The organism is Pseudomonas sp. PWP3-1b2, assembly GCF_049896045.1.
Lineage (GTDB): Bacteria > Pseudomonadota > Gammaproteobacteria > Pseudomonadales > Pseudomonadaceae > Aquipseudomonas > Aquipseudomonas antarctica_B.
On record NZ_JAFCTN010000043.1, the window covers coordinates 5,041 to 28,529 of the forward strand.

Annotated in this window: 17 protein-coding genes; 5 read left to right on the plus strand and 12 right to left on the minus strand. The window is 59.6% G+C overall.

Going from position 1 to position 23,489, the window contains the following annotated elements; all coding sequences use genetic code 11:
• Positions 1-103 precede the first annotated feature (103 nt).
• The 5 genes from rbfA (at position 104) to ACP7A2_RS22375 (ending at position 5,026) form a co-directional block, all read left to right on the plus strand.
• Positions 104-499 carry a 30S ribosome-binding factor RbfA gene (gene rbfA / locus ACP7A2_RS22355; RefSeq protein ID WP_029298974.1) on the plus strand — a complete coding sequence of 132 codons (396 nt, stop codon included), beginning with the start codon at positions 104-106 and terminating at the stop codon, positions 497-499.
• Between the two features lie 3 nt (positions 500-502).
• Entirely contained in the window at positions 503-1,420 is a 918-nt protein-coding gene (gene truB / locus ACP7A2_RS22360; protein WP_426135985.1) for a tRNA pseudouridine(55) synthase TruB, read from the plus strand.
• Positions 1,421-1,535: 115 nt separating this feature from the next.
• Positions 1,536-1,805 (plus strand): 30S ribosomal protein S15, encoded by a 270-nt coding sequence (rpsO, locus tag ACP7A2_RS22365; RefSeq protein ID WP_049711494.1) that lies wholly within the window; start codon positions 1,536-1,538, stop codon positions 1,803-1,805.
• 195 nt (positions 1,806-2,000) lie between these two features.
• The gene (gene pnp, locus ACP7A2_RS22370; RefSeq protein ID WP_049711495.1) at positions 2,001-4,106 is read left to right on the plus strand and encodes a polyribonucleotide nucleotidyltransferase; all 2,106 of its coding nucleotides are present in this window, start codon (positions 2,001-2,003) and stop codon (positions 4,104-4,106) included.
• 296 nt (positions 4,107-4,402) lie between these two features.
• Complete coding sequence (locus tag ACP7A2_RS22375; RefSeq protein WP_426135986.1) at positions 4,403-5,026, plus strand: BON domain-containing protein; 624 nt, start codon at positions 4,403-4,405, stop codon at positions 5,024-5,026.
• Between the two features lie 307 nt (positions 5,027-5,333).
• Here the strand turns inward: ACP7A2_RS22375 and ACP7A2_RS22380 are convergent, their stop codons facing one another.
• The 12 genes from ACP7A2_RS22380 to ACP7A2_RS22435 all read right to left on the minus strand — a co-directional run bounded on the left by ACP7A2_RS22380 (position 5,334) and on the right by ACP7A2_RS22435 (position 23,472).
• A complete protein-coding gene (locus ACP7A2_RS22380; RefSeq protein WP_426135987.1) occupies positions 5,334-8,267 on the minus strand; it encodes a DUF748 domain-containing protein in 2,934 nt (977 codons plus the stop codon).
• 87 nt (positions 8,268-8,354) lie between these two features.
• Positions 8,355-9,371, minus strand: coding sequence for a class I SAM-dependent rRNA methyltransferase (locus ACP7A2_RS22385; RefSeq protein WP_426135988.1), 1,017 nt, complete (start codon positions 9,369-9,371; stop codon positions 8,355-8,357).
• Between the two features lie 62 nt (positions 9,372-9,433).
• Complete coding sequence (locus tag ACP7A2_RS22390) at positions 9,434-10,303, minus strand: oxygenase MpaB family protein (protein WP_426135989.1); 870 nt, start codon at positions 10,301-10,303, stop codon at positions 9,434-9,436.
• Between the two features lie 16 nt (positions 10,304-10,319).
• Positions 10,320-12,257 carry an acetate--CoA ligase gene (acs, locus tag ACP7A2_RS22395; RefSeq protein ID WP_426135990.1) on the minus strand — a complete coding sequence of 646 codons (1,938 nt, stop codon included), beginning with the start codon at positions 12,255-12,257 and terminating at the stop codon, positions 10,320-10,322.
• 105 nt (positions 12,258-12,362) lie between these two features.
• Positions 12,363-14,027 (minus strand): glucose-6-phosphate isomerase, encoded by a 1,665-nt coding sequence (pgi, locus tag ACP7A2_RS22400; protein ID WP_426135991.1) that lies wholly within the window; start codon positions 14,025-14,027, stop codon positions 12,363-12,365.
• 241 nt (positions 14,028-14,268) lie between these two features.
• The gene (panC, locus tag ACP7A2_RS22405) at positions 14,269-15,120 is read right to left on the minus strand and encodes a pantoate--beta-alanine ligase (protein WP_426135992.1); all 852 of its coding nucleotides are present in this window, start codon (positions 15,118-15,120) and stop codon (positions 14,269-14,271) included.
• Entirely contained in the window at positions 15,117-15,917 is an 801-nt protein-coding gene (gene panB, locus ACP7A2_RS22410) for a 3-methyl-2-oxobutanoate hydroxymethyltransferase (protein WP_426135993.1), read from the minus strand. Before panB ends, panC begins: the two co-directional genes overlap by 4 nt.
• A gap of 363 nt (positions 15,918-16,280) precedes the next feature.
• Complete coding sequence (gene folK / locus ACP7A2_RS22415) at positions 16,281-16,766, minus strand: 2-amino-4-hydroxy-6-hydroxymethyldihydropteridine diphosphokinase (protein ID WP_426135994.1); 486 nt, start codon at positions 16,764-16,766, stop codon at positions 16,281-16,283.
• Between the two features lie 2 nt (positions 16,767-16,768).
• Positions 16,769-18,172, minus strand: a complete 1,404-nt coding sequence (locus tag ACP7A2_RS22420) for a polynucleotide adenylyltransferase PcnB (protein WP_426135995.1) — start codon at positions 18,170-18,172, stop codon at positions 16,769-16,771.
• Positions 18,173-18,904: 732 nt separating this feature from the next.
• Positions 18,905-20,335, minus strand: coding sequence for a sigma-54-dependent transcriptional regulator (locus ACP7A2_RS22425; protein WP_348057730.1), 1,431 nt, complete (start codon positions 20,333-20,335; stop codon positions 18,905-18,907).
• Positions 20,336-20,357: 22 nt separating this feature from the next.
• Positions 20,358-23,312, minus strand: coding sequence for a sensor histidine kinase (locus ACP7A2_RS22430; RefSeq protein ID WP_426135996.1), 2,955 nt, complete (start codon positions 23,310-23,312; stop codon positions 20,358-20,360).
• Positions 23,296-23,472, minus strand: coding sequence for a hypothetical protein (locus ACP7A2_RS22435; protein WP_003176118.1), 177 nt, complete (start codon positions 23,470-23,472; stop codon positions 23,296-23,298). Before ACP7A2_RS22435 ends, ACP7A2_RS22430 begins: the two co-directional genes overlap by 17 nt.
• Positions 23,473-23,489 lie beyond the last annotated feature (17 nt).

A 23,489-nucleotide genomic window follows, 5' to 3' on the forward strand; every position in this document is an offset into this window, starting at 1 on the left:
GCGGACTCTAAACGCAACGCCCGGTCTGGCTTTTGTCAGGCCGGGCGTTTGCCGCTTTCAGACCCCACGGGTTTCACCGTGTGGCAGTAACAGGTAACAAGACATGGCAAAAGAATACAGCCGTACCCAGCGTATCGGCGATCAGATGCAGCGCGAGCTGGCTCAATTGATCCGCCGCGAAGTCAAAGATCCTCGTGTTGGCCTGGTCACCATTACCGCCGTTGAAGTGAGCCGTGACGTGGGTCACGCCAAAATCTTCATCACCGTGATGGGCCAGGACAACAGCGAAGAAATCGCGCAAAGCATCAAGGTGCTCAACTCGGCTGCAGGCTTCCTGCGCATGCAGTTGGCCCGCGAAATGAAGCTGCGCAGTGTTCCCCAGTTGCACTTCCACTACGACGAAAGCGTTGTACGCGGTGCGCACCTGTCGGCACTGATCGAGCGCGCCGTGGCTGAAGACAATCAGCACCCGTCCACACCTGAAGACGCCAAGGAGTAAGCGGTGGCTCAGGTCAAACGTATCCGTCGCAATGTCAATGGCATCATCCTGCTCGACAAGCCCATTGGCTTTACCTCCAATGCCGCTTTGCAGAAGGTCCGCTGGCTGCTCAATGCCGAGAAGGCAGGGCACACCGGCAGCCTCGATCCCCTGGCCACCGGCGTGTTGCCGTTGTGCTTCGGTGAGGCCACCAAGTTCTCGCAATACCTGCTCGATTCCGACAAGGGTTACGAAACCCTGATGCAACTGGGCAAGACCACCACCACGGCCGACGCCGAAGGTGATGTTTTGCAGGTGCGCGAGGTGACCGTTGGTCGTGCTGATATTGAAGCTGCTTTACCCGGTTTTCGTGGGCAAATCAGTCAGATACCGCCGATGTACTCGGCCCTCAAGCGCGATGGGCAACCTCTTTACAAGCTGGCACGTGCGGGTGAAGTAGTGGAGCGCGAACCGCGTTCTGTTACTATTGCGCGCTTGGAATTGCTTGCCTGTGAAGGCGACACTGCACGCTTGGCCGTGGACTGCAGCAAAGGCACCTATATCCGTACCCTGGTGGAAGATATTGGTGAACAGCTCGGTTGCGGTGCGTACGTTGCAGAACTGCGGCGCACGCAGGCCGGCCCTTTCAGCCTGGCTCAGACGGTCACGCTGGAAGAGTTGGAAGCCGTACACGCCGAAGGCGGCAATGAAGCAGTTGATCGCTTCCTGATGCCTTCGGACAGCGGTTTGCTGGATTGGCCATTGCTGCACTTCTCGGAGCACAGCGCGTTCTATTGGCTTAACGGCCAGCCGGTACGCGCTCCGGATGCCCCGAAGTTCGGCATGGTGCGTGTACAAGATCACAATGGTCGCTTTATCGGTATTGGTGAAGTGAGCGAAGACGGGCGCATCGCGCCGCGTCGACTGATTCGGTCGGAATGACCGGACGAGGGTGGCTGTTAACAGGCATGGTCACTACTCATTTTTAGATACAGGGATTTGTCCCTGGCCTGTTGAAACTGCCCTTTGGGTGGTTTCCTGAAAAAAGGATTGCCTCATGGCTCTCGACGTTCAAGAAAAAGCACAAATCGTAACTGACTATCAGCAAGCTGTTGGTGACACTGGTTCGCCAGAAGTGCAAGTTGCACTGCTGACCCACAACATCAACAAGCTGCAAGGTCACTTCAAGGCCAACGGTAAAGATCACCACTCCCGTCGTGGTCTGATCCGCATGGTAAACCAGCGCCGTAAGCTGCTGGACTACCTGAAAGGCAAGGATCTGGGTCGTTATCAGACTCTGATCGGTCGCCTGGGTCTGCGTCGCTAATAAGCGATTGCGCTAGAGGTTGGTTGTCTGCCGTGTGTCAGTGGGATTCCCGCTGGCGCATGGTAGGCTCCCAGCCTCAAGTTTTATCTGGATACACGTTTTACCCCTGGACCAGGTTCGGGCCGATTCCCGACATTGCCCAAGAATTTCGCAAGAAGACAAGTTCCCCAAGAGCCACAAAGAAGGTAGGACACCGTGAACCCGGTTATCAAAAAATTCCAGTTCGGTCAGTCGACCGTTACCCTCGAGACAGGCCGTATCGCCCGTCAAGCCTCCGGCGCAGTGCTGGTTACCGTTGACGACGACGTTACCGTATTGGTGACCGTGGTTGGCGCCAAGACCGCTGACCCAAGCAAAGGCTTCTTCCCTCTGTCCGTTCACTACCAGGAAAAGACTTACGCTGCCGGTAAGATCCCTGGCGGTTTCTTCAAGCGCGAAGGCCGTCCTTCCGAGAAAGAAACCCTGACTTCCCGACTGATCGACCGTCCGATCCGTCCGCTGTTCCCAGAAGGCTTCATGAACGAAGTGCAGGTTGTCTGCACCGTCGTTTCCACCAGCAAGAAAACCGATCCGGACATCGCTGCGATGATCGGTACCTCGGCTGCCCTGGCTATCTCCGGCATTCCTTTCGATGGCCCGATCGGCGCTGCCCGCGTTGCCTTCCACGAAAGCACCGGCTACCTGCTGAACCCGACTTACGAGCAACAGAAAGCATCGAGCCTGGACATGGTCGTTGCCGGTACCTCGGAAGCCGTATTGATGGTTGAATCGGAAGCCAAAGAGCTGACCGAAGACCAGATGCTGGGCGCTGTACTGTTTGCTCACGACGAGTTCCAGGTTGTGATCAACGCTGTTAAAGAACTGGCTGCCGAAGCTGCCAAGCCAACCTGGACCTGGGCTCCTCAGCCAGAAGCCACCGCTTTGCTGGGCGCTATCCGTGCCGAGTTCGGCGATGCGATCTCCCAGGCTTACGCCATCACCGTCAAGGCCGACCGTTACGCTCGCCTGGGCGAGTTGAAGGATCAGGTTGTTGCCAAGCTGTCCGGTGAAGAAGGCCAGCCTTCTTCCAGCGAAGTCAAAGCTGCCTTCGGCGAAATCGAATACCGCACCGTTCGCGAAAACATCGTTAACGGCAAGCCACGTATCGACGGCCGCGACACCCGCACCGTACGCCCGCTGAACATCGAAGTCGGCGTTCTGCCGAAGACTCACGGTTCGGCGCTGTTCACCCGTGGTGAAACTCAGGCTCTGGTAGTCGCGACCCTGGGTACTGCCCGTGACGCACAGCTGCTGGACACCCTGGAAGGCGAGAAAAAAGACCCGTTCATGCTGCACTACAACTTCCCTCCGTTCTCGGTAGGTGAGTGTGGTCGCATGGGTGGCGCTGGTCGTCGCGAAATCGGTCACGGCCGTCTGGCCCGTCGTTCGATTGCCGCCATGCTGCCTGCTGCCGACGTGTTCCCGTACACCATCCGTGTTGTGTCGGAAATCACCGAGTCCAACGGTTCCAGCTCCATGGCTTCCGTTTGCGGTGCTTCCCTGGCCCTCATGGACGCTGGTGTGCCGATGAAGGCACCGGTTGCCGGTATCGCCATGGGCCTGGTTAAAGAAGGCGAGAAGTTCGCCATCCTGACCGACATCCTGGGCGACGAAGACCACCTGGGCGACATGGACTTCAAGGTAGCCGGTACCGCCAAAGGTGTTACCGCGCTGCAGATGGACATCAAGATCAAGGGCATCACCGAAGAAATCATGGAGATCGCTCTGGGCCAAGCCCTAGAAGCGCGCCTGAACATCCTCGGTCAGATGAACCAGATCATTGGTCAGTCCCGTACCGAGCTGTCGGAAAATGCTCCGACCATGATCGCGATGAAAATCGACACCGACAAAATCCGTGATGTTATCGGTAAAGGCGGCGCGACTATCCGTGCGATCTGCGAAGAGACCAAAGCTTCGATCGACATCGAAGACGACGGCTCGATCAAGATCTTCGGCGAAACCAAGGAAGCGGCTGAAGCAGCACGTCAGCGCGTTCTGGGCATCACCGCTGAAGCCGAGATCGGCAAGATCTACGTGGGTAAGGTTGAGCGCATCGTCGACTTCGGCGCATTCGTCAACATCCTGCCTGGCAAAGACGGTCTGGTTCACATCTCCATGCTGAGCGACGCTCGCGTTGAGAAAGTGACTGACATTCTGAAAGAAGGCCAGGAAGTGGAAGTGCTGGTACTGGACGTGGACAACCGCGGCCGTATCAAGCTGTCCATCAAGGACGTAGCAGCAGCCAAGGCTTCGGGCGTTTAAATACCCGCAAGTTCCACGCTGATAGAGAGGACCCTTCGGGGTCCTTTTTTTATGCGTGTCGGAAAGTGAAGCGAAATCAGGCGTTTAGCCATCTACAAAACCTGCAAGTTGCATGCAGGCACGACAGCCTTCATGCAAGTTGCACGATTCCGAAAATCAGCCATATTTATAAGTGTTTGTTTTATAAGGATAAAATGTGAATCGATGAGTTGGCACAGCACCTGCAATATCCCTGTTAACGCTGCAGCATCAAGGTAAACACGCTGCAGACTTTTAATAAAACAGGAGTTACTCGCATGAAGAAGTTCGCTCTCGCTACTGCAACTGCTACCGCTCTGACCCTGGCTATGGCTAACGCTGCCTTCGCCCAACCTTCCCAGGCACCTATGACTCTGGCAGCCGGCGAAGTGACTCAAGCCAAGGAAGCTACTTCGGACACTTGGATCACCACCAAAGTAAAAGCTGACCTGCTGACAGAAAAAGGTATTCCTGGTTCGGACATCAAGGTCGAAACCAACAACGGTGTAGTTACCCTGTCCTCCGACGTAAAAATCTCTGCCGCGCAAAAAGAAACCGCTGTAGCGATCACCAAGCGAATCAAAGGCGTGAAAGCTGTTTCTGCTGACAGCCTGCTCGCAGGCGGCGCATACAAAGCTGACAACGTCGACAAAACCAAAGGTGCGGCTGCTGACGCCAAGGGCGCAACCTCCGACACTTGGATCACCACTAAAGTGAAAGCTGATCTGGTTACCGAGAAAGGCATTCCTGGTACCGACATCAAAGTAGAAACCAACCAAGGCGTGGTTTCGCTGTCGTCGACTGCCGCTGTGACTGAGTCGCAGAAAGCGACTGCTGTAGCGATCACCAAGAAAATCAAAGGCGTTAAAGCTGTATCGGCCGACGGCCTGAAAGCAGAGTAATGCTTGAACATTCGTTTGAACAAAATGGCGGCGGCTTAGGGTGAGTTAGTTTTCCACCCAAGCACCTCAGGAGTTCATGCGACCGGCCACACGGATGTGGTCATTACAGGCCCCGGCACTTGTGCCGGGGCCTGTTCTATTGTGGGCTGAAAAAACTTATCTGTAGGGTGACAGAGACTCACTGTGGGAGCTGGCTTGCCTGCGAGGCAGGCACCTCGGTCTACCAGTCTCACTGCGGTGATGCTATCGCAGGCAAGCCAGCTCCCACACAAGCCAGCTGCCGGATTTACAAAGGCAAGCTCAGACGTCACTCCGCATCCAGATGCATCGGTGTCACCACTCGACCATCCTTCTGCGCCTGCCCCAGGTTGGCATCAATGAAGTACACCCGCTCATCCGCCAACTGGCCCTTGTCTACCATGTAGTCCTTGATGGTACTGGCACGGTCCTGGCCCAACTGGCGTAGCAGCACGTCACTGGCGCTCCAGAACTTGATCACGCCATCACGCAGTTTCGCGGTGCGTTCGTCGTCGCTCAGGTTTTTCCACTCAGCCGGCGGCTGTTGTTTCAGTCGGGTGCGGTAGATGCCTTCCAGCAATGGCGCCTTTTCCTTCTCGGGTACCACGAGCAACGACGCCTGGGCGGGGACTTTGTCGCCACGGCGTTGAAGTATCTTGTAGTAGTTGTATTGGTATTCACGCTCAAGGCGATCCTTGGCGATGAACGGCCCATCGCTGCTGGCAGCCGCGGTGCCTTCGATTTCCAGGCGCAGGGTAGGGCGCTCTTTCAGCGCCTTCGCCAGGGTGTCCAGGGCGCCTTGGGCTTCTTTGCTCAACTCGCTGGAGCCAGCGGCGAAGGACACATTGCCGAGGTCTTCCGAACCACCTCCGGTAATCAGCCCACCAATGAACTTGAACGGCGCAGTGGCCGCGCGCGCCACGAGGTTGCGCAGGGTCTGCCACACAATCGGCATCACGCTGAATTGTGGGTTGTTCAGGTCACCGGTCACCGGTAGCTCAATGGTAATTTTGCCGTCAGAATCCTTGAGCAGGGCGATCGCCAAGCGAATGGGCAAGTCCACCGCGTCGGCACTGTCGACTTTCTCACCGAGTTGCAGCTGTTCAAGCACTACTTTGTTTTCAGCCTTCAGCTGGCCTTTGATAATCACGTAATGCAGGTCGAGGTTCAGACGTCCCTTGCGGATACGGAAGCCGGCGAATTTGCCTGAATACGGCGTCAGGTTTGTGAGTTCGACGCGCTTGAAGCTGGTGGCGATATCCAGCGCAGCCATCGGGTCGAACGGGTTCACGCTGCCCTTGATGGTCACGGGCGCGTATCGATCGACTTTGCCATTTATATCGACGGTGGCCGGTTTAGCCTGGCGACTGTCAATGGTGCCGATCTGCCCGTTGAGTTGCTGAATCGCCGTCGCGAAGTTCGGCGTCAGGCTAAAGTCGGCAAAGTTGGCCGAGCCGTCGTTGATTGCAATCTGACCGATGTGAATGCCCAGTGGCTTGTCTTTGCTCGGCGCGGGTTTAGCGGCCGATTTGGCGCCACTGTCGGCGGGTTGCGGAATCAGCAAGTCATCGACGTTCGTAGTGCGGTCGTCGTTGATCATGAAGCGTACATACGGTTGCAGCAGGTTGACCTTGTCGATCGACAGGCTATCGCCGTGCTGATAGTTCACGCCTTCCAGCACCAGGCGCTGCCACTTGAGGAAGTCGCGGGTCTTGAGGGTGTCCAGGGTATGCAACTGGTCGATCTGCGCGCGGCCGGTGACTTGAAACGCCAACGGCTCGGTGCTCTTGAGGTTCACATCCAGGTTGCTGCCCAGCATGCCGCTGCGCAGTTCCAGACGAATAAACGGGCTGATGTAGGATTGTGCAACCCGAAGGTCGATGTCCTGGGTGTTCACTTTCAGTTTGGCGCTGACCGGGTTGAGGTTGACCTCACCGGTTGCCTGGATTTTGCCCTGTTTACCCAGGCCGCTATCGACTTTCAGGTTAAAGGGCCTGCCGTTGAGGCTGTCGAAGTTCTGCACGTCGACATTCAGCGGGCCGACTTCCAGCTCCACGGCGGGGTTGGCCTGACGGTCGGCCAGGTGAACCTGATAGTTCCGCAGTTGCACATCCTTGAGCAGCACTTGCCAGGGTTTGCTCGGCGCAGCGGGCGCGGGTTTGGGTGAGTCAGCGGTAGCCGGCGCAGTTGCCGGCTCCGGCGCCTTGGCGGGTTTGTTCGGTTGGCTGGCAAACAGCTTCTGCCAGTCCAGCTGGCCGTCGGCTTCGCGCGCAGCCCAGGTTTCCAGCTTGTTGCTGCGAATCTTGCCGATCACGACCTGCTGCTTGGCGAGGTCCACCGTGGTGTCGCTGACGTCCAGACGCTCCAGACGCACCAGCGGCCGGCCATCCGGCGCCTTGATGGCAAACGGCGCGATGCTGGCGACGGTATTGGTCAGGTTTAACTCGGTTTCTTTGGCCAGGCTGAATTTATAGTCGGTGCTGAAATTCAGTACACCGTCTTCCAGCACCAGCGGCAGGGCGTCGCGCACATATGGCCACCAGGCTTTCATCTTGCCGTCGGTGACTTTCAGCGTGCCTTCGGAAGTGATCGGCACCAGGCTGAAATTGCCTTTCCAGTCGATCTGCCCGCCGGCAGGGCCTGCGGCCACCAGGGTCATGTCGGCATTGTCTTCGGGCAAGGTGCTGAGGTTTTTCAGCTCGAAGTCGAGTTTGTCGTAGAGAAATTCAATCGGTTCGCTGGGGCGCAGGTCCTGGAAATGCACGTAACCGCTGGCGAGCTTGATGCTGTCGATGCGCAGTGGGAACGGTTTGGCATTCGGGTCGGCCGGGGTCGGCTCACTTGGCGGCAGCTTGAACAACTGCGCAAGGTTCAGTTGGCCGGACTTGTTGAACAACACTTCGGTCTTGGGTTGATCCAGTTGCACATCGGCCAGGTGCAGGGCGCGGGTCCAGAGGCTGTCGAGTTGCAGGTTGGCATAGAGGCGCTCAAAGCCCACTTGTTCCTTGCCGGGTTCGCCGATCTTCAGGCCCCACAGCGTCACTTCCAAGCTGAACGGGTTGAGCTCGATACGCTCAATGCGCGAGGGCACGGTGGCGTAATTGGCCAACTGTTGGTTGGCAATGCGAAGCGCAATGCCGGGCAAAATCAGAAAGCCCAGCAAGCTGTACAGAGCAACAGCAGTCAACAATGCGCCGATGGCGCGAATCAATCCTTTGGGCATGGGTGACGCCATCTATGTCGAACGAGAGTGCCTTGGAGTATGGCACGGGTTTTCGGTTCCGAAGAACCCGGGCTTTCGAGACAAGTCTTACAACTGCAGGATCAGGGTCTTCAACGGCGGCTGTTGATCCTGGGACGGGAAGTCGGCTCCCGGCGTCATGATTTGCCAGTCGCGAACCGGGCGACCGGCTTTTTCGGCGCACCGCAGTACCTGTTCGCGCCAGTCATCCATGCTGACTTTTGCCAGGTTGTTGCAGCAGATCAGCACGCCGTTGTCGCCGGTGGCGAGCAATGCGGGCTTGAGCAGACTTTGATAATCACGCAACAGGTCGACGGTGCCGAAGGCGCTCTTGGCCCAGGCCGGTGGATCGAGCAATACCAGGTCATATTGGCGCTGCTCAAGACGCGGATAGCTCGGCAGCTTCTGGCCACGACGCTGGGTGATCGGCAGGCCCGCCAGTTGGCGAATCGCAGGGAAGTAATCGGACTGCACGAACTCCATGCCCGGCAAGTGCGGGTTCAGCAGGCCGTTTTCGCGACCCACCGCCAGGTTGCCCTCGGCAAAATCCAGGTTGCACACCTCGCGTGCGCCCCCCGCGGCGGCGCTCAATCCTACGCCACAGGTATAGGCGAACAGGTTCAGCACGCTTTTGCCGGCGCTGTGCTCCTTGACCCAGCCGCGCGTGTTGCGCAGGTCCAGAAACAGCAGCGGGTCTTGCCCGGCATGCCGCCCGCGCACCCGGTAATTGAGGCCCCATTCATGACCGACCAGGTCTTCCAGCGCAGCAGGTTCGGCGCCGTATACCGTGTCTTCACGGTCGATTCGTGAGTTGCCACGGGCGCGGTCGTTGTAGACCAGCAGCAATTCCAGGCCCATGAACTGGTTGATCAATTGGTGCATGTCCAGCAGGTCCGCCGTTTCCAGGGACTGATGGAAGCTCTGCACCAGCAGTTGCGGGCCGTAGCGGTCGATCGTCAGGCCGCCGACGCCTTCCTGGCTGCCGTGGAACAGCCGGTAGCAGTCGGTGCCCTGGGCGTGCAGCTCGTTGATCAGGTCTTGGCGATAATCGAGGGCGGCGCGCAGCGCCTGATTCAGGAGAGACATGGAGCGCGCCTTGCTTTGCTGGGTAAAGGTGGGCGCGGAGTTTAACAGCTATGGGCGCAAGCCTACATCAACCCCATCCGCCGATGAGCTCGCTGCACCGAACCATTGCGCATGGCCCAGCGCAGCAACGGCGCACTGCGCTTGACCCCGGCGCGGATCATTTGGCGTTGCAGCGGGCTCTGGTGTTGTTCGAGCAGGGCGCTGGCCCAGTCCGGCAGCAGGTCGATGCCAGCCCTCATCATCAGGCTCCCGAACGGCTTGGCCAGCGTGCTTGGCGCGGGCGCATTGAGCAGCAGGCGCAGTACTTCGCGACTGCGCTCATCGCACACCAGTTGCGGGCGAATACGCGCAAGATATTCCGAAACTTCCTGCCGTGAACGCGGAACATCCCGCGCGCCGAGGCTCTCGGCCACCAGCGCGATTTCTCTGTAATAACGGTCCTGATCCCGCCCAGAAAGGTTTGGGTTGCGATAACGCACATGGGCCGCGAGAAAACTGCTGACTTCCGCCACATGCACCCAGGTCAACAGTTCCGGATCGCTGGCGGCATAGGGGCGCCCATCCGGCGCATGGCCGACCACTTGCAGGTGAATGGTGCGCACCTTTTCGATCAGCCACTCGGCGTCTTTGCGTGAGCCGAAGGTGGTGCCGGAAATAAACTGCGAGGTCCGCCGCAATCGCCCGAGCATGTCCTGGCGAAAATTCGAGTGGTCCCACACGCCGGCCAGGGCCAGCGGGTGCAAGGCTTGCAGCATCAAGGCACTGATGCCGCCGATGAGCATGCTGCTGAAGTCGCCATGGACTTGCCAACTGACCGAGTCCGGCCCGAACAGGCCTGGGTCGCCCTTGGGGTTTTCCAGGTCCAGTTGGCCCAGCGACAAGCCGGTCAGGCTCATCAGCTGGGTTTCGATACGGCTGCGGATAAATTCCATGGCGACGCGGGGTTTCCTATCGGTTCAGGCGTTTGTCGATCAAACCGTCTACGACGCTGGGGTCGGCCAGCGTCGAGGTGTCGCCGAGGCTGTCCAGCTCATTGCAGGCGATCTTGCGCAAGATTCTGCGCATGATTTTGCCCGAGCGGGTTTTCGGCAGCGCAGGCGCCCATTGGATCAGCTCCGGCTTGGCAAAGCTGCCGATTTCCTTGCTGACCAGGTCCAGCAAATGTTTTTTCAGTTCATCGCTGGGTTCGACGCCGTTCATGGGGGTGACGAACGCATAAATGCCTTGGCCTTTGACGTCATGGGGGTAACCGACTACGGCGGCTTCGGCGATCTGATCATGCAGCACCAGGGCGCTTTCCACTTCGGCAGTGCCGATGCGATGGCCGGACACGTTGATCACGTCATCGATGCGCCCGGTGATCCAGTAGTCGCCGTCTTCATCGCGACGGGCGCCGTCACCGGTGAAGTAATAACCGGGGTAGGGTTTGAAATAGGTGTCGATCATGCGCTGCGGGTCGCCATACACGCTGCGAATCTGCCCCGGCCAACTGGCCCTGATCACCAGCACGCCACTGCCGGCGCCCTGCAGGATGTTGCCTTGCTCATCCAGCAACAGTGGCTGCACGCCAAACATGGGCTGAGTCGCGCAGCCGGGTTTGATGCGCGTCGCGCTGACCAGCGGGCTGAGCATGATGCCGCCGGTTTCGGTCTGCCACCACGTGTCCACTATTGGGCAGCGTTGCTCGCCAACGGCATTGAAATACCAGTCCCAGGCTTCCGGGTTGATCGGTTCGCCGACGCTGCCCAACAAGCGCAGGCTGGCGCGAGAGGTGTTCTCCAGCGGGCCGTGACCTTCGCGCATCAGGGCGCGCAGCGCGGTGGGCGCGGTGTAGAAGATATTAACCTGATGTTTATCGATCACCTGCCAAAAGCGCGAGCTGTCGGGGTAGCTCGGTACGCCTTCGAACATCAGCGAGGTGGCGCCGTTGGCCAGCGGGCCGTACACGATATAGCTGTGGCCGGTGACCCAGCCGACGTCGGCAGTGCACCAGAACACTTCGCCGTCGCGGTAGTCGAGCACGTACTTGAAGGTCATCGCTGCTTGCAGCAGGTAGCCGCCGGTGGTGTGCAGCACGCCTTTGGGTTTGCCGGTGCTGCCGGAGGTGTAGAGGATAAACAGCGGGTCTTCAGCGTCCATCGGCTCGGGCGGGCAATCGTCGCTGGCGGCGTCCAGGGCCTGTTGATACTTGAGGTCGCGGCCCTCGTTCCAGTTCACAGCCGCACCCGTGCGTTCCACCACCAGCACTGTGCTGACGTTCGGGCAACTGGCCAGCGCCTTGTCGACGTTCTGTTTCAAGGCCACTGGCTTGCCGCCGCGCACGCCTTCATCGGCGGTTATCACGGTGCGGCAGTCAGCATCGAGGATGCGGTCGCGCAGGGCGTCCGGTGAGAAACCGCCAAACACCACCGAATGCACCGCGCCAATCCTCGTACAGGCGAGCATGGCGTAGGCCGCTTCCGGGATCATCGGCATGTATATACACACCCGGTCGCCTTTTTTAACGCCACGGCTTTTCAGCACATTGGCCAGGCGGCTGACGTTTTGATGAAGTTGGCGGTAGGAAATTTTGGAAGATTTTGCAGGATCATCGCCTTCCCAGATGAAGGCAGGCTGGTTGGCGCGCTTCGCCAGATGACGGTCGATGCAGTTGTAGCTGACGTTAAGCTGACCACCAGCGAACCATTGGGCGGCGCCTGTGGTGATGTCCGAGTGCTGAACGGTGTGCCAGGGTTTGGTCCAGTCCAGAAAGCCTTTGGCCTGTTCGGCCCAGAAGGTGTCGGGTTGTTCGATGGATTGGCGGTAGAGGCGCTGATAGTCCTCTTGGCTGAGTTGCGCAGCCCGGCGCACGGCGTCGGCGGTGGGGAATGTGCTGATATCGAACATGAGCGGTCCCTATTCTTGTTTTGGCGACAAGTCATAAAGATGCACGCAGTGAGCGGAGGGTTCAAGGCCAACGTCCAAACGGACGTTGGCCCTGGTGTACCGGCTTTAACCGCGATGGCGACCGCGGAAGTAGTTGATCAGGCCCTGAGTCGAGGCGTCGTCAGCCAGGGTTTCTTCAGCGCCGGTCAGGCGGTTGTAGACGCCTTTGCCCAGTTCCTTGCCCAGCTCCACGCCCCATTGGTCGAACGCGTTGATGCCCCAGACCACGCTCTGCACGAACACTTTGTGTTCATACATGGCAACCAGTGCGCCCAAGCGACGCGGGCTGATGCGTTCAACCACGATGGTGTTGCTCGGACGGTTGCCCGGGATCACCTTGTGCGGCGCCAGCTTTTGCACGTCGGCTTCCGGAATGCCCTTCTCGCGCAGCTCGGCTTCGGCTTCGCTGCGGGTCTTGCCGAGCATCAACGCCTGGCTCTGGGACAGGCAGTTGGCGTACAGCCACTGGTGGTGGTCGGAAACCGGGTTGAAGCTGACGATCGGCACGATGAAGTCGGCCGGGATCAGTTGGGTCCCTTGATGCAGCAACTGGTGATAAGCGTGCTGACCGTTGCAGCCCACGCCGCCCCAGATCACAGGCCCGGTGTCGGTGGACACGGGGGTGCCGTCCTGGCGCACGCTCTTGCCGTTGGATTCCATGTCCAGCTGTTGCAAGTGCTTGGTGATGTTTCGCAGGTAGTGGTCGTACGGCAGGATCGCATGGCTCTGCGCGCCCCAGAAGTTGCCGTACCATACGCCCAGCAGGCCAAGCAGCACCGGCATATTCTGTTCGAACGGGGCGTTCTGGAAGTGCTGGTCCATGGTGTAGGCACCGGACAGCAGTTCCTTGAAGTTGGACATGCCGATCGCCAGGGCGATTGGCAAACCGATGGCGGACCACAGCGAGTAACGACCGCCCACCCAGTCCCACATCGGGAAGATGTTTTCTTCGCGGATACCGAAGGCCACAGCCGCCGCATTGTTGCTGGATACGGCGATGAAGTGACGGTACAGCTCGGCTTCCGAACCCCCCTGGGCCAGGTACCACGCGCGGGCGGCCTGGGCGTTTTTCAGGGTTTCGAGGGTGTTGAAGGATTTCGACGAGACGATAAACAGCGTGGTCTCGGCGCGCAGCTTCATGGTCAGCTCGTGGAACTCGCTGCCGTCGATGTTCGCCAGGTAGTGGCAGCGCACGCCTTTATGGGCGTAGGACAACAGCGCTTCGGAAACCAGCTCCGGGCCGAGGAACGAGCCACCGATGCCGATGTTCACCACGTCAGTGATCGGCTTCTCGGTGTAACCGCGCCACAGGCCGTCGTGGATGCGCCCGACCAGGTCAGTGATCTGGTTCAGCACCTTGTGCACGTCCGGCATGATGTTCACGCCGTTGACCGACAGCTTGTCACCCACCGGGCGACGCAGGGCGGTGTGCAGGGCAGGGCGACCTTCGGAGGAGTTGACGGGCTCGCCGGCGTACAGCGAGTTGATCGCGTCTTTAAGGCCGACTTCATTGGCCAGGCCCACGAGCAGGTCGCGGGTTTCGCTGGTAATCAGGTTTTTTGAGTAATCGAGGAAAAGCCCGCAGCTGCTCAAGGTGAATTGGGAAAAGCGCTGGGGATCGGCATTGAATGCTTCGCGCATGCTGAAATCCTGCATGGCTTGGCGGTGTTGATTAAGCGCTTGCCAGGCGGGCAGAGCGGTAACGTCATGAGGAGTGCGGTAGTACGCCATCGCTGCGGGTTTCCTTTTTATTACGGGGACTGCCTTTAGGACACTTCAAAGTCTGGAACGTCCGGTCTTTCATCAAGAGCTGGGTGCCAGACAGCGCTAACCATAGCGCAGGGCAATTACATTAAACCTAGCGTGTCGATATGTCTTGGCTTTGTCTGCGCTGTAGCCGGTACTTTTTTATACCGGCATGGCGGGCAGGGCAACAGGCGCGCAGTTTTAAAGCAGTAAAAGGCGGGAATGGTCAGGCGAGGTTCAGGTGCAAGTTATCGATCAGACGAGTCGCGCCCAGGTAGGCGGCAACCAGGATGACCACATCGCGATCATCCGGCGTGGCCGGGCGCAAGTGCACGCCCTGGCGCACTTCCAGGTAATCCATGCGTAAGCCTGCGGCTTCTATCTGCTGAATCTGCTCGGCGCGCAATGTGGCGAAATCACGGTTACCGGCCTTTATCGCGGCGGCAATCTGGCTGAGGCTGCGGTACAGCACCGGGGCAATGGCGCGCTGTTCTTCGGTGAGGTAACCGTTGCGCGACGACAGCGCGAGGCCGTCTTCGGCGCGCACGGTCGGCTCGCCGATGATCTGTATCGGCATGTTCAGGTCGTGCACCATGGCGCGAATCACCGCCAATTGCTGGTAGTCCTTCTGGCCAAACACGGCCATGTCCGGCTGGACCATGTTGAACAGCTTGCTCACTACCGTGGCCACGCCTTCGAAGTGCCCGGGGCGGCTGGCGCCACACAGGCCTTCAGACACCTGCGCAACGCTGACGCGGGTCTGGCCGGTGGTGCCGCCGGGGTACATTTCTTCAACGGTGGGCGCGAACAACAGGTTGCAGCCGGCTTGCAGCAGCTTTTCCTGATCGGCCGCAAGGGTGCGCGGGTACTTGTCCAGGTCTTCGCCGGCGCCGAATTGCAGCGGGTTGACGAAGATGCTCGCTACCACGAAGTCCGATTGCTGAGCGGCCTTGGTCACCAGTGTGGCGTGGCCGCTGTGCAGGTTGCCCATGGTGGGCACAAAGCCGATGCGTTTGCCGGCGCTGCGGGCGTGGGCCACGGCAGCCCGCAGTTCTCGTACGGTTTTTACGGTGTTCATGCAGAAAATCCGTGTTCGGCGCTTGGGAAGGTAACGGCTTTGACTTCGGTGACGTAAGCGCTCAACGCCGCCTGGATGCTGTCCTGGCCGGCCATGAAGTTCTTCACAAACTTAGGCGCACGGCCGGTCAGCGAGAGGCCGAGCATGTCATGGAGCACCAGCACCTGGCCGTCGGTGTCGGAGCCTGCGCCGATACCGATCACCGGCACTTTGACTGCCTGGGTGATCTCGGCCGCCAGTTCGCTCGGCACGCATTCGAGCAAAATCATGGCGGCGCCGGCTTGTTCCAGGGCGATGGCATCGGCACGCATCTGGCGCGCCTGCGCTTCGTTTCGGCCTTGAACCTTGTAGCCACCGAGGATATTCACCGACTGCGGGGTCAGGCCCATGTGGACGCACACCGGCACGCCGCGTTCAGCCAGCAGGCGGATCGACTCGGCAAGCCATACAGCGCCTTCGACCTTGATCATGTGTGCACCGGCTTGCATCAGCTTGCCGGCGTTCAGGAAGGTCTGTTCGAGGGTGGCGTAGCCCATGAAGGGCAAGTCGGCAATGATGAAGGCGCCGTCGTTACCGCGCTTGACGCTCGCAGTGTGGTAGGCGAGCTCGTCGGTGGTAACGGGCAGGGTGCTGTCATTCCCTTGAAGAACCATGCCCAGGGAGTCGCCTACCAGCAACACTTCGACGCCCGCCTGGCAACTGGCGTGGGCGAAGGTGGCGTCATAGCAGGTGAGCATGGTGATTTTTTCACCTTTGAGCTTGAGGCTCTGCAAGGTGGTCAGGGTAATGTCTGGCATGAAAAGGGTCCTCGTTCAGGCGCTTGGAAACAGCGAGTAACGCGCGTGAGTCTTCGTTTATACAGGCGCACCGTCTTGAGAGCAGTGCTTATAAGGCCTGGATTGCGCCCTTTAGCGCCGTGTTGGCGGCAGCGGGACGCCTATAGTCGTGATGAGGACGGGGGAAGTCAATTGGATGTGTTACCGCATTGTTACGACGGCGGTGTTACCCCTGTTACTGATGCGATTCAGCCCGATTGATCGCCAGTCAAGCCAGAGTCGATCACCTGTGGGAGCTGGCTTGCCTGCGATGCGGGCGACTCGGCCTATCAGGCAATCCGAGGTGATGCTATCGCAGGCAAGCCAGCTCCCACAGAGACTGCGTCACACCGTAGGCAGGCGTTCCAGGCCGACAAACGGGCAGGCTGCCAGCCAGTCACTGAGCAGTTGACCGCCGGGGAGCTGCAACGTGGTTGGCGCCAGCTCGGCCAATGGATACAACACAAAGGCCCGCAGGTGCATCTGATAGTGCGGCACCTTGAGGCGCGGCTCGTCGATCAGGCGATCGCCAAACAGCAGGATGTCCAGGTCCAGTGTACGCGGGCCCCAACGCTCAAGGCGTTCGCGGCCCTGATCGTTCTCGATGGCTTGCAGGGCGTCGAGCAGTTCCAGTGGCGCCAGGCGGCTGTCCACGGCCGCGACTGCGTTGGTGTAACGCGGCTGGCCGGGGAGCAGGGAATCACTTTGATAGAACGCGGACACGCCGGCGAGGGTGGTGCCGGGCAACTGCGCCAACGCATCTATAGCGCTGCGCAATTGCCTGTCCGGGGCAGCCAGGTTGCTGCCCATGCCGATGTAGATACGCTCCACGTTTATTCGCCCGCGGCGCCCGAGGCATCGGCGCTGCGCTTGCGCTTGCTGCCGGAGCTGCGACGACGCTTTTTCGGGCCTTCACTGGCGCCATCACCTTTGCCGCCGAGGTCACGGATCATGTCGCGGCGCTGGCTGTCATTGGCATCCTGGTAATCCGTCCACCATTCGCCCAGACCGTCGGTCTGCTCGCCGGCGCTTTCGCGCAGCAGCAGGAAGTCGTAACCGGCCCGGAAGCGCGGGTTGTCCAGCAGCAGGTCTGCCCGTTTGCCGCTGCGGCGCGGCAGGCGCTCCTGCATGTCCCAGATCTCGCGGATCGGCATGGTGAAGCGCTTCGGAATCGCGATGCGCTGGCACTGCTCGGCGATCAGCTCGTGCGCAGCTTCCTGCATGGCCGGGATCGGCGGCATGCCACGGTCTTGCAGGCGCAGTACACGTTTTGGCAGGGCTGGCCACAACAGGGCAGCAAACAGGAAGGCCGGGGTCACCGGTTTGTTCTGTTTGATGCGCAGGTCGGTGTTGATCAACGCTTCGCTGATCAGGGTGTGGGTGTACGTCGGGTTGTGTTCCAACGCCTCAGCGCTGGCCGGGAACAGCGGGTCGAACAACTGCAGGTCGACAAGCATTTCGAAGGTGTCGGCGGCGTAGCCCGAGAGAAACAGCTTGAGCACTTCTTCGAACAGGCGTGCCGACGGGATTTCCCGCAGCATCGGCGCCAGCTCGCGAATGGGCGCGGCGCTGTGTTTCTCGATGCCGAAGTTCAGCTTGGCGGCAAACCGCACGGCCCGCAGCATGCGCACCGGGTCTTCCTGGTAGCGCTGGGTCGGGTCACCGATCAGGCGGATCAGGTTGTTGCGAATGTCGTGCACGCCATTGGCGTAATCGAGGATGCGCTCGCTGACCGGGTCGTAATACAGGGCGTTGATGGTGAAGTCGCGGCGTTGCGCGTCCTCTTCCAGAGTGCCGTACACGTTGTCACGCAGGATACGGCCGCTCTCGTTGCGGGAAGACTGATTGGCGTCTTCCTCTTCATCGTTTTGCGGGTGGCCGGCGCGGAAGGTGGCGACCTCAATGATTTCGCGACCAAAGTGAATGTGCACCAGCTTGAAGCGGCGGCCGATAATCCGCGCATTGCGGAATTCGGCACGCACTTGTTCAGGCGTAGCACTGGTGGCGACGTCGAAATCTTTCGGCGTGATATTGAGCAGCATGTCACGTACGCAACCGCCCACCAGATAAGCCTGGTAGCCGGCGTTCTGCAAACGTTCGACGATGTTCACCGCGTAGCGGCTGAATTGAGCGCGCTGCAATGAATGCTGACTGCTGTTAAGCACTTCAGGCGTGCTGCGAATCTGTTGCGTACGACGCAAGGGGGAACGGAATGACTGGAACAACTTCTTCAGCATGGGATGCACTGTTTGAAGGAATGTTCGGCCATAACGAAGAATGACCGCATGATGGGTCGGGATTCTAGCATTTAGTCAGGGGATGGTGTAGGAACAAGCTGCAAGCGTTGCGCCAAAAGCTTTTATTGCCCAATTCCGGACGCTACAGGAATTCCGGAAGCTGCAAGAGTTTCGGAAACTACAAGGGGAGCCGAAGCTCCCCCAGAAGTAGTTGCGTGCTCTATTTTTATTATAGGTTGTGGGCTTCTTGTTTTTGTTGATCGCCCTCGCCATGAAGTTTCACCTTCATGACACTCCCAATCGGGAGCCAAGAGCAAACGGATTGCTTTGGTCGCTGTGTTGCTGATCTACGATCCAACCAGTTCAGGCTCTGCCTTAGGGCAGTTTTTGTTGTTCTCGGCCTGGTTGCGGGGCAAGCCCCAAATGCAACGCCTCTCCAAAAGAATCAGTTAGCTGCGCCTCCGCCGTGTTGTTTTTGTTATGCGTGAGTCGATTCGTCTTATTTTTATTGTCTGGTACATAGCTTGTTATTGTTTTTGTACTAAGCATATAGCAGGGTGCGTGCCAACTTTTGTACCGCCCAGCAAAACCGGGGGTTTGACGCGAATTCGGCGTTGCGCAAGGCAAAAAAAAGCCGGGGCTTCGTTACCGTAAGCCCCGGCTTTTGTTACGCGAAAATCACGCGGTAACAGTTTTTTCACATCTGAGGGTGTTACCTGTGGGGGCGCACCCTCACGTTTCGCTGGCAACCCCGGTCTTGCGCCGTGGAATGCCCAGGCGCTGGCGCCGTTCCCACAGGCATTTACGGCTCACGCCGAGTTTTCGAGCCAGCTCGGTCTCGGTCATGTGGTCCTGATGCTCCAGAACGAAATGCTGGAAGTAATCTTCCAGTGACAAATCTTCCGTCGGCTCATGGCTGGTAGTGCTACCGCCGCCCTGTTGCGGGGCCAGGCCGATGAAATCGTCGTCGTCCAGATCGCTCAGCTCAATATCGATGCCCAACAGCTCAGCGGAAATTTCCGGGCTCTCCGACAGGATTACCGCACGTTCCACGGCGTTTTCCAGTTCCCGCACGTTACCCGGCCACGAGTAATGACGAATCGCTTGCTCGGCGTCCGGAGCAAATTTCAGGTCGGTGCGGTTGATGCGTGCACTCTGGCGCAGCAGGAACGCGCTGGCGATTTCATTGACATCAGCGCCACGCTCACGCAGCGCTGGCAGCTTCAGCGCGATTACGTGCAGGCGGTAATACAAGTCTTCACGGAACTGGCCGATCTTGGCCAGGCTCTTCAAGTCCCGGTGGGTGGCCGCGATCAGGCGAACATCGACCTTCTGCGACTGTACCGAGCCCACGCGGCGAATTTCGCCTTCCTGGAGCACGCGCAGCAATCGCGCTTGGGCTTCGAGGGGCAATTCGCCGATTTCGTCGAGGAACAGGGTGCCGCCATCTGCGGCTTCCACCAAGCCCGCGCGCCCGGCGCTGGCGCCAGTGAATGCGCCTTTCTCGTGACCGAACAGCTCGGACTCGATCAAGGATTCAGGAATTGCCGCGCAGTTCACCGAAATCATCGGCGCCTTGGCACGTTTGGACAGGTTGTGCAGGGCACGCGCCACCAGTTCTTTACCGGTACCCGACTCGCCCTGGATCAGTACATTGGAGTCAGTCGGCGCGACTTTGCGGATCTTGCTGTACAGATCCTGCATGGGCGGGCAGGAACCGATAATGCCGATCTCGCCATTGCTGTTGTCGACGCCCGGCTTGTCGGCGGCCTTGCCGGCAGGACGCTGTTCGGCGGGCGCAGTGCCGGCCGACTGACGGTCACGCAGGATGCGGGCCACGGCCTGGAGCATCTCGTCGTGGTCGAAAGGCTTGGCGATGTAGTCCACCGCGCCCATCTTCATCGAGTCGACCGCCGAGCGCAGGCTGGCGTAGCTGGTCATGATCAGCACCGGGGTGCCCTGGCCAAGCTTGATCAGCTCGGTGCCGGGTGCGCCAGGCAGGCGCAGGTCACTGACAATCAGGTCGAACGTGGGAATGCTGAATCGCTCTTGGGCTTCCTGCACCGAGCCGGCTTCGCTGACTTGGTACTGATTCCGTTCAAGCAGGCGACGCAAGGCAGAGCGGATAATGGTTTCGTCTTCGACGATCAAAATGTGCGGCATTGATTCAACTCTCTCGACGGTCTCAGTTCACAGCGGACGTCGCTTCGACATGACGCGGCAAGGTCACCCGAATACGGGTGCCGCGTTGGCTTTCGGGGTCAGCCGGGCTGTCGATGGTGATTTGTCCATAATGCTCTTCAACGATGGAATAGACCAGTGCAAGGCCCAGACCGGTACCTTCACCAGGGTCCTTGGTGGTGAAGAAGGGTTCGAACAATCGGTCCATGATGTTCTGCGGAATGCCGCTGCCTTCGTCCTCGACGATCAGGTCGACCGTGTGCTCGAAAGCCTCGGTCTTGACCCGTACTGCGCCGCCGGCTGGCGTTGCATCGCGGGAGTTGGACAGCAGGTTGATCAACACTTGGGCCAGGCGTTGCGAGTCGCCATCCACCCAGTGGTCCGGGTCGCACAGGTTAAAGAACTGTACTTCGAAATTACGCCGGTTCAAGGCCAGCAGCCCAATGGCGTCCTGCGCCACTTCGGCCAGGCAAACTGCCTCGTCCTGATTCTGATGGGCGCCCGCGTGGGCAAAACTCATCAGCGACTGCACGATGCGCGACACGCGCTTGGTCTGTTCAAGGATCTGCCCGCTGATCTCGGTAATTTCGCCGTCTTCTTCACGCTCTTCCCGCAGGTTTTGCGCGAGGCACGCGATACCGGTGATCGGATTGCCGATTTCATGGGCCACACCCGCGGCCAGGCGGCCAATGCTCGCCAGGCGCTCGGAATGCACCAGCTTGTCTTCGAGCATCTGGGTTTCGGTCAGGTCTTCCACCAGCAACACCAGGCCACTGTTACCGGGCGCGAGTGGCTCGTCGATCGCGGCTTTGTGCAGGTTCAGCCAGCGGGTCTGGCCGTCGAGCGCCAGGTGCTGTTTGTGTAAGTGTTCGTCGGGCAAGTTGATAAAGCCTTGTAACAGTTCTTTCCACGGGTCGCCCAGAGTGTTCAGGCGCGAGCCCACCACCCGTTGCGCGGCGATGCCGGTGAGTTCTTCCATGGCCTTGTTCCACATCAGGATCTCTTGGTCCTTGGCCAGGGAACACACGCCCATCGGCAGTTCCTGCAACGTCTGGCGGTGGTAACGACGCAGGGCATCGAGTTCGGCGGCGAGGCCGGTGAGGCGTGAGTGGTAATCCTCCAGCCGGCTCTCGATGAAGTGGATGTCTTCGGTCACGTAGTTTTCGCCGCCGGCCTTATAAGGCAGGAACGTCTCGACCATGTCCTGGGACACGCTCGGCCCCATCAACCCCGACAGGTTGGCTTCGATACGGTCACGCAGACGGCGCAGCGCATAAGGGCGGCGCTCGTCAAACGGCAGGTAGAGGTCGCGCAGGGCTTGTTCGACTTCCTTCTGCGCCGCCTTTGCGCCGAGGGGTTTGGCCAATTGCGTGGCGAATTCCTGAGGCGAGGCAGCATGCAGTTCGCGGCGTTGCGGGCGGCGTACGTTGTCCACCGCGCAGGCTTCGGCGGCGCTGGTTTCTTCGGGGCTGGCGTTGGTGAACAGCGAGATCAGGGTGAACATCAGCACGTTGGCGGCCAGGGAGGCGATCGCCGCCATGTGCCAACTGGTGTCGTCCAGCACGTAGATCATGTTCAGCAGTGGGATGTAAAAGCCCTGCAGGTTGCCGACCAGTGGCAACAGCATGGTGACGACCCACACCAGAATCCCCGCCAAGAGCCCGGCGATAAACCCGCGACGGTTGGCGGTCGGCCAGTACAGCACCGACAACACGCCCGGCAGGAACTGCAGGGTGGCGACAAACGCGACGATGCCAAGGTTGGCCAGGTCTTGCCCGGCGCCCAGCAACAGATAGAAACCGTAACCGGCCATGATGATCGCGACAATCAGCCCGCGGCGGGTCCATTTCAGCCAGCGATAGATGTTGCCCTCAGCCGGCGGCTGGTAAAGCGGCAGCACCAGATGGTTGAGCGCCATGCCTGAGAGGGCCAGGGTGGTGACAATGATTAATCCGCTGGCCGCCGATAAGCCGCCGACGTAGGCAAGCAGCGCCAGGGCCGGGCTGTTGGCGGCAATGCCGATACCCAGCGTGAAGTATTCAGGGTTGGTGGTGGCGCCAAGCTTCAGGCCTGCCCAAAGGATCAGCGGCACCGCCAGGCTCATCAGCAACAGGAACAGGGGCAAACCCCAGCTGGCGCTGACCAGCGAGCGCGGGTTGAGGTTTTCGGTGAAGGTCATGTGGTACATGTGCGGCATCACAATCGCCGAGGCGAAGAACACCAGCAGCAAGGTGCGCCACGGGCCTTCCTGCAGCGGCGTGTGCAGCGCGGCGAGGGCGGTCTGGTTTTGCAGCAACCACAGCTCAAGTTGTTGTGGGCCGTCGAACACGCCGTAGAGCGCGTAGAGGCCGACGCCGCCGATGGCGATCAGCTTGATCACCGATTCAAAGGCAATCGCAAACACCAGTCCTTCGTGCTTTTCGCGGGTGGCGATGTGGCGCGAGCCGAAGAAGATCGTGAACAGGCTGATCAGCGCGCAGAAGGCCAGGGCAACGCGGTGTTGCACCGGCTCGCGGGTGAGGATGCTGATGGAGTCCGCCACCGCCTGAATCTGCAACGCCAGCAACGGCAGCACGCCGATCAGCATGAAGATGGTGGTCAGCGCGCCAGCCCACGTGCTTCGAAAGCGAAAGGCAAACAAGTCCGCCAGGGACGACAGCTGATAGGTGCGGGTGATTTTCAGGATCGGGTACAGCAGCACCGGCGCCAGCAAAAACGCGCCGGACACACCGAGGTAACTGGACAGAAAACCATAACCGTACTGGTAGGCCAAACCTACCGTGCCATAGAACGCCCAGGCGCTGGCGTAAACGCCCAGGGACAAGGTGTAGGTCAACGGATGGCGAATGATCGCCCGCGGAATCATTCCGCGCTCACTGATCCAGGCCACCCCGAACAACGCGGCCAGGTAGGCGGCGCTGATCAGCAGCATCTGGGTGAGGCTAAAGCTCATCGGCATCTTTTTGGCTCTGCAGGATGAAGGTCACGACGATCAATATCAGCCACAGCAGATAAGGGCGGTACCAGGCGCCCGTGGCGTCGATCCACCAATCCATGATGGCGGGGGAAAACAGGTAGATCCCGACGACCAGCAGCAGGACCAATCGATAGATGTACATGTTGGCCTCTGATTAAA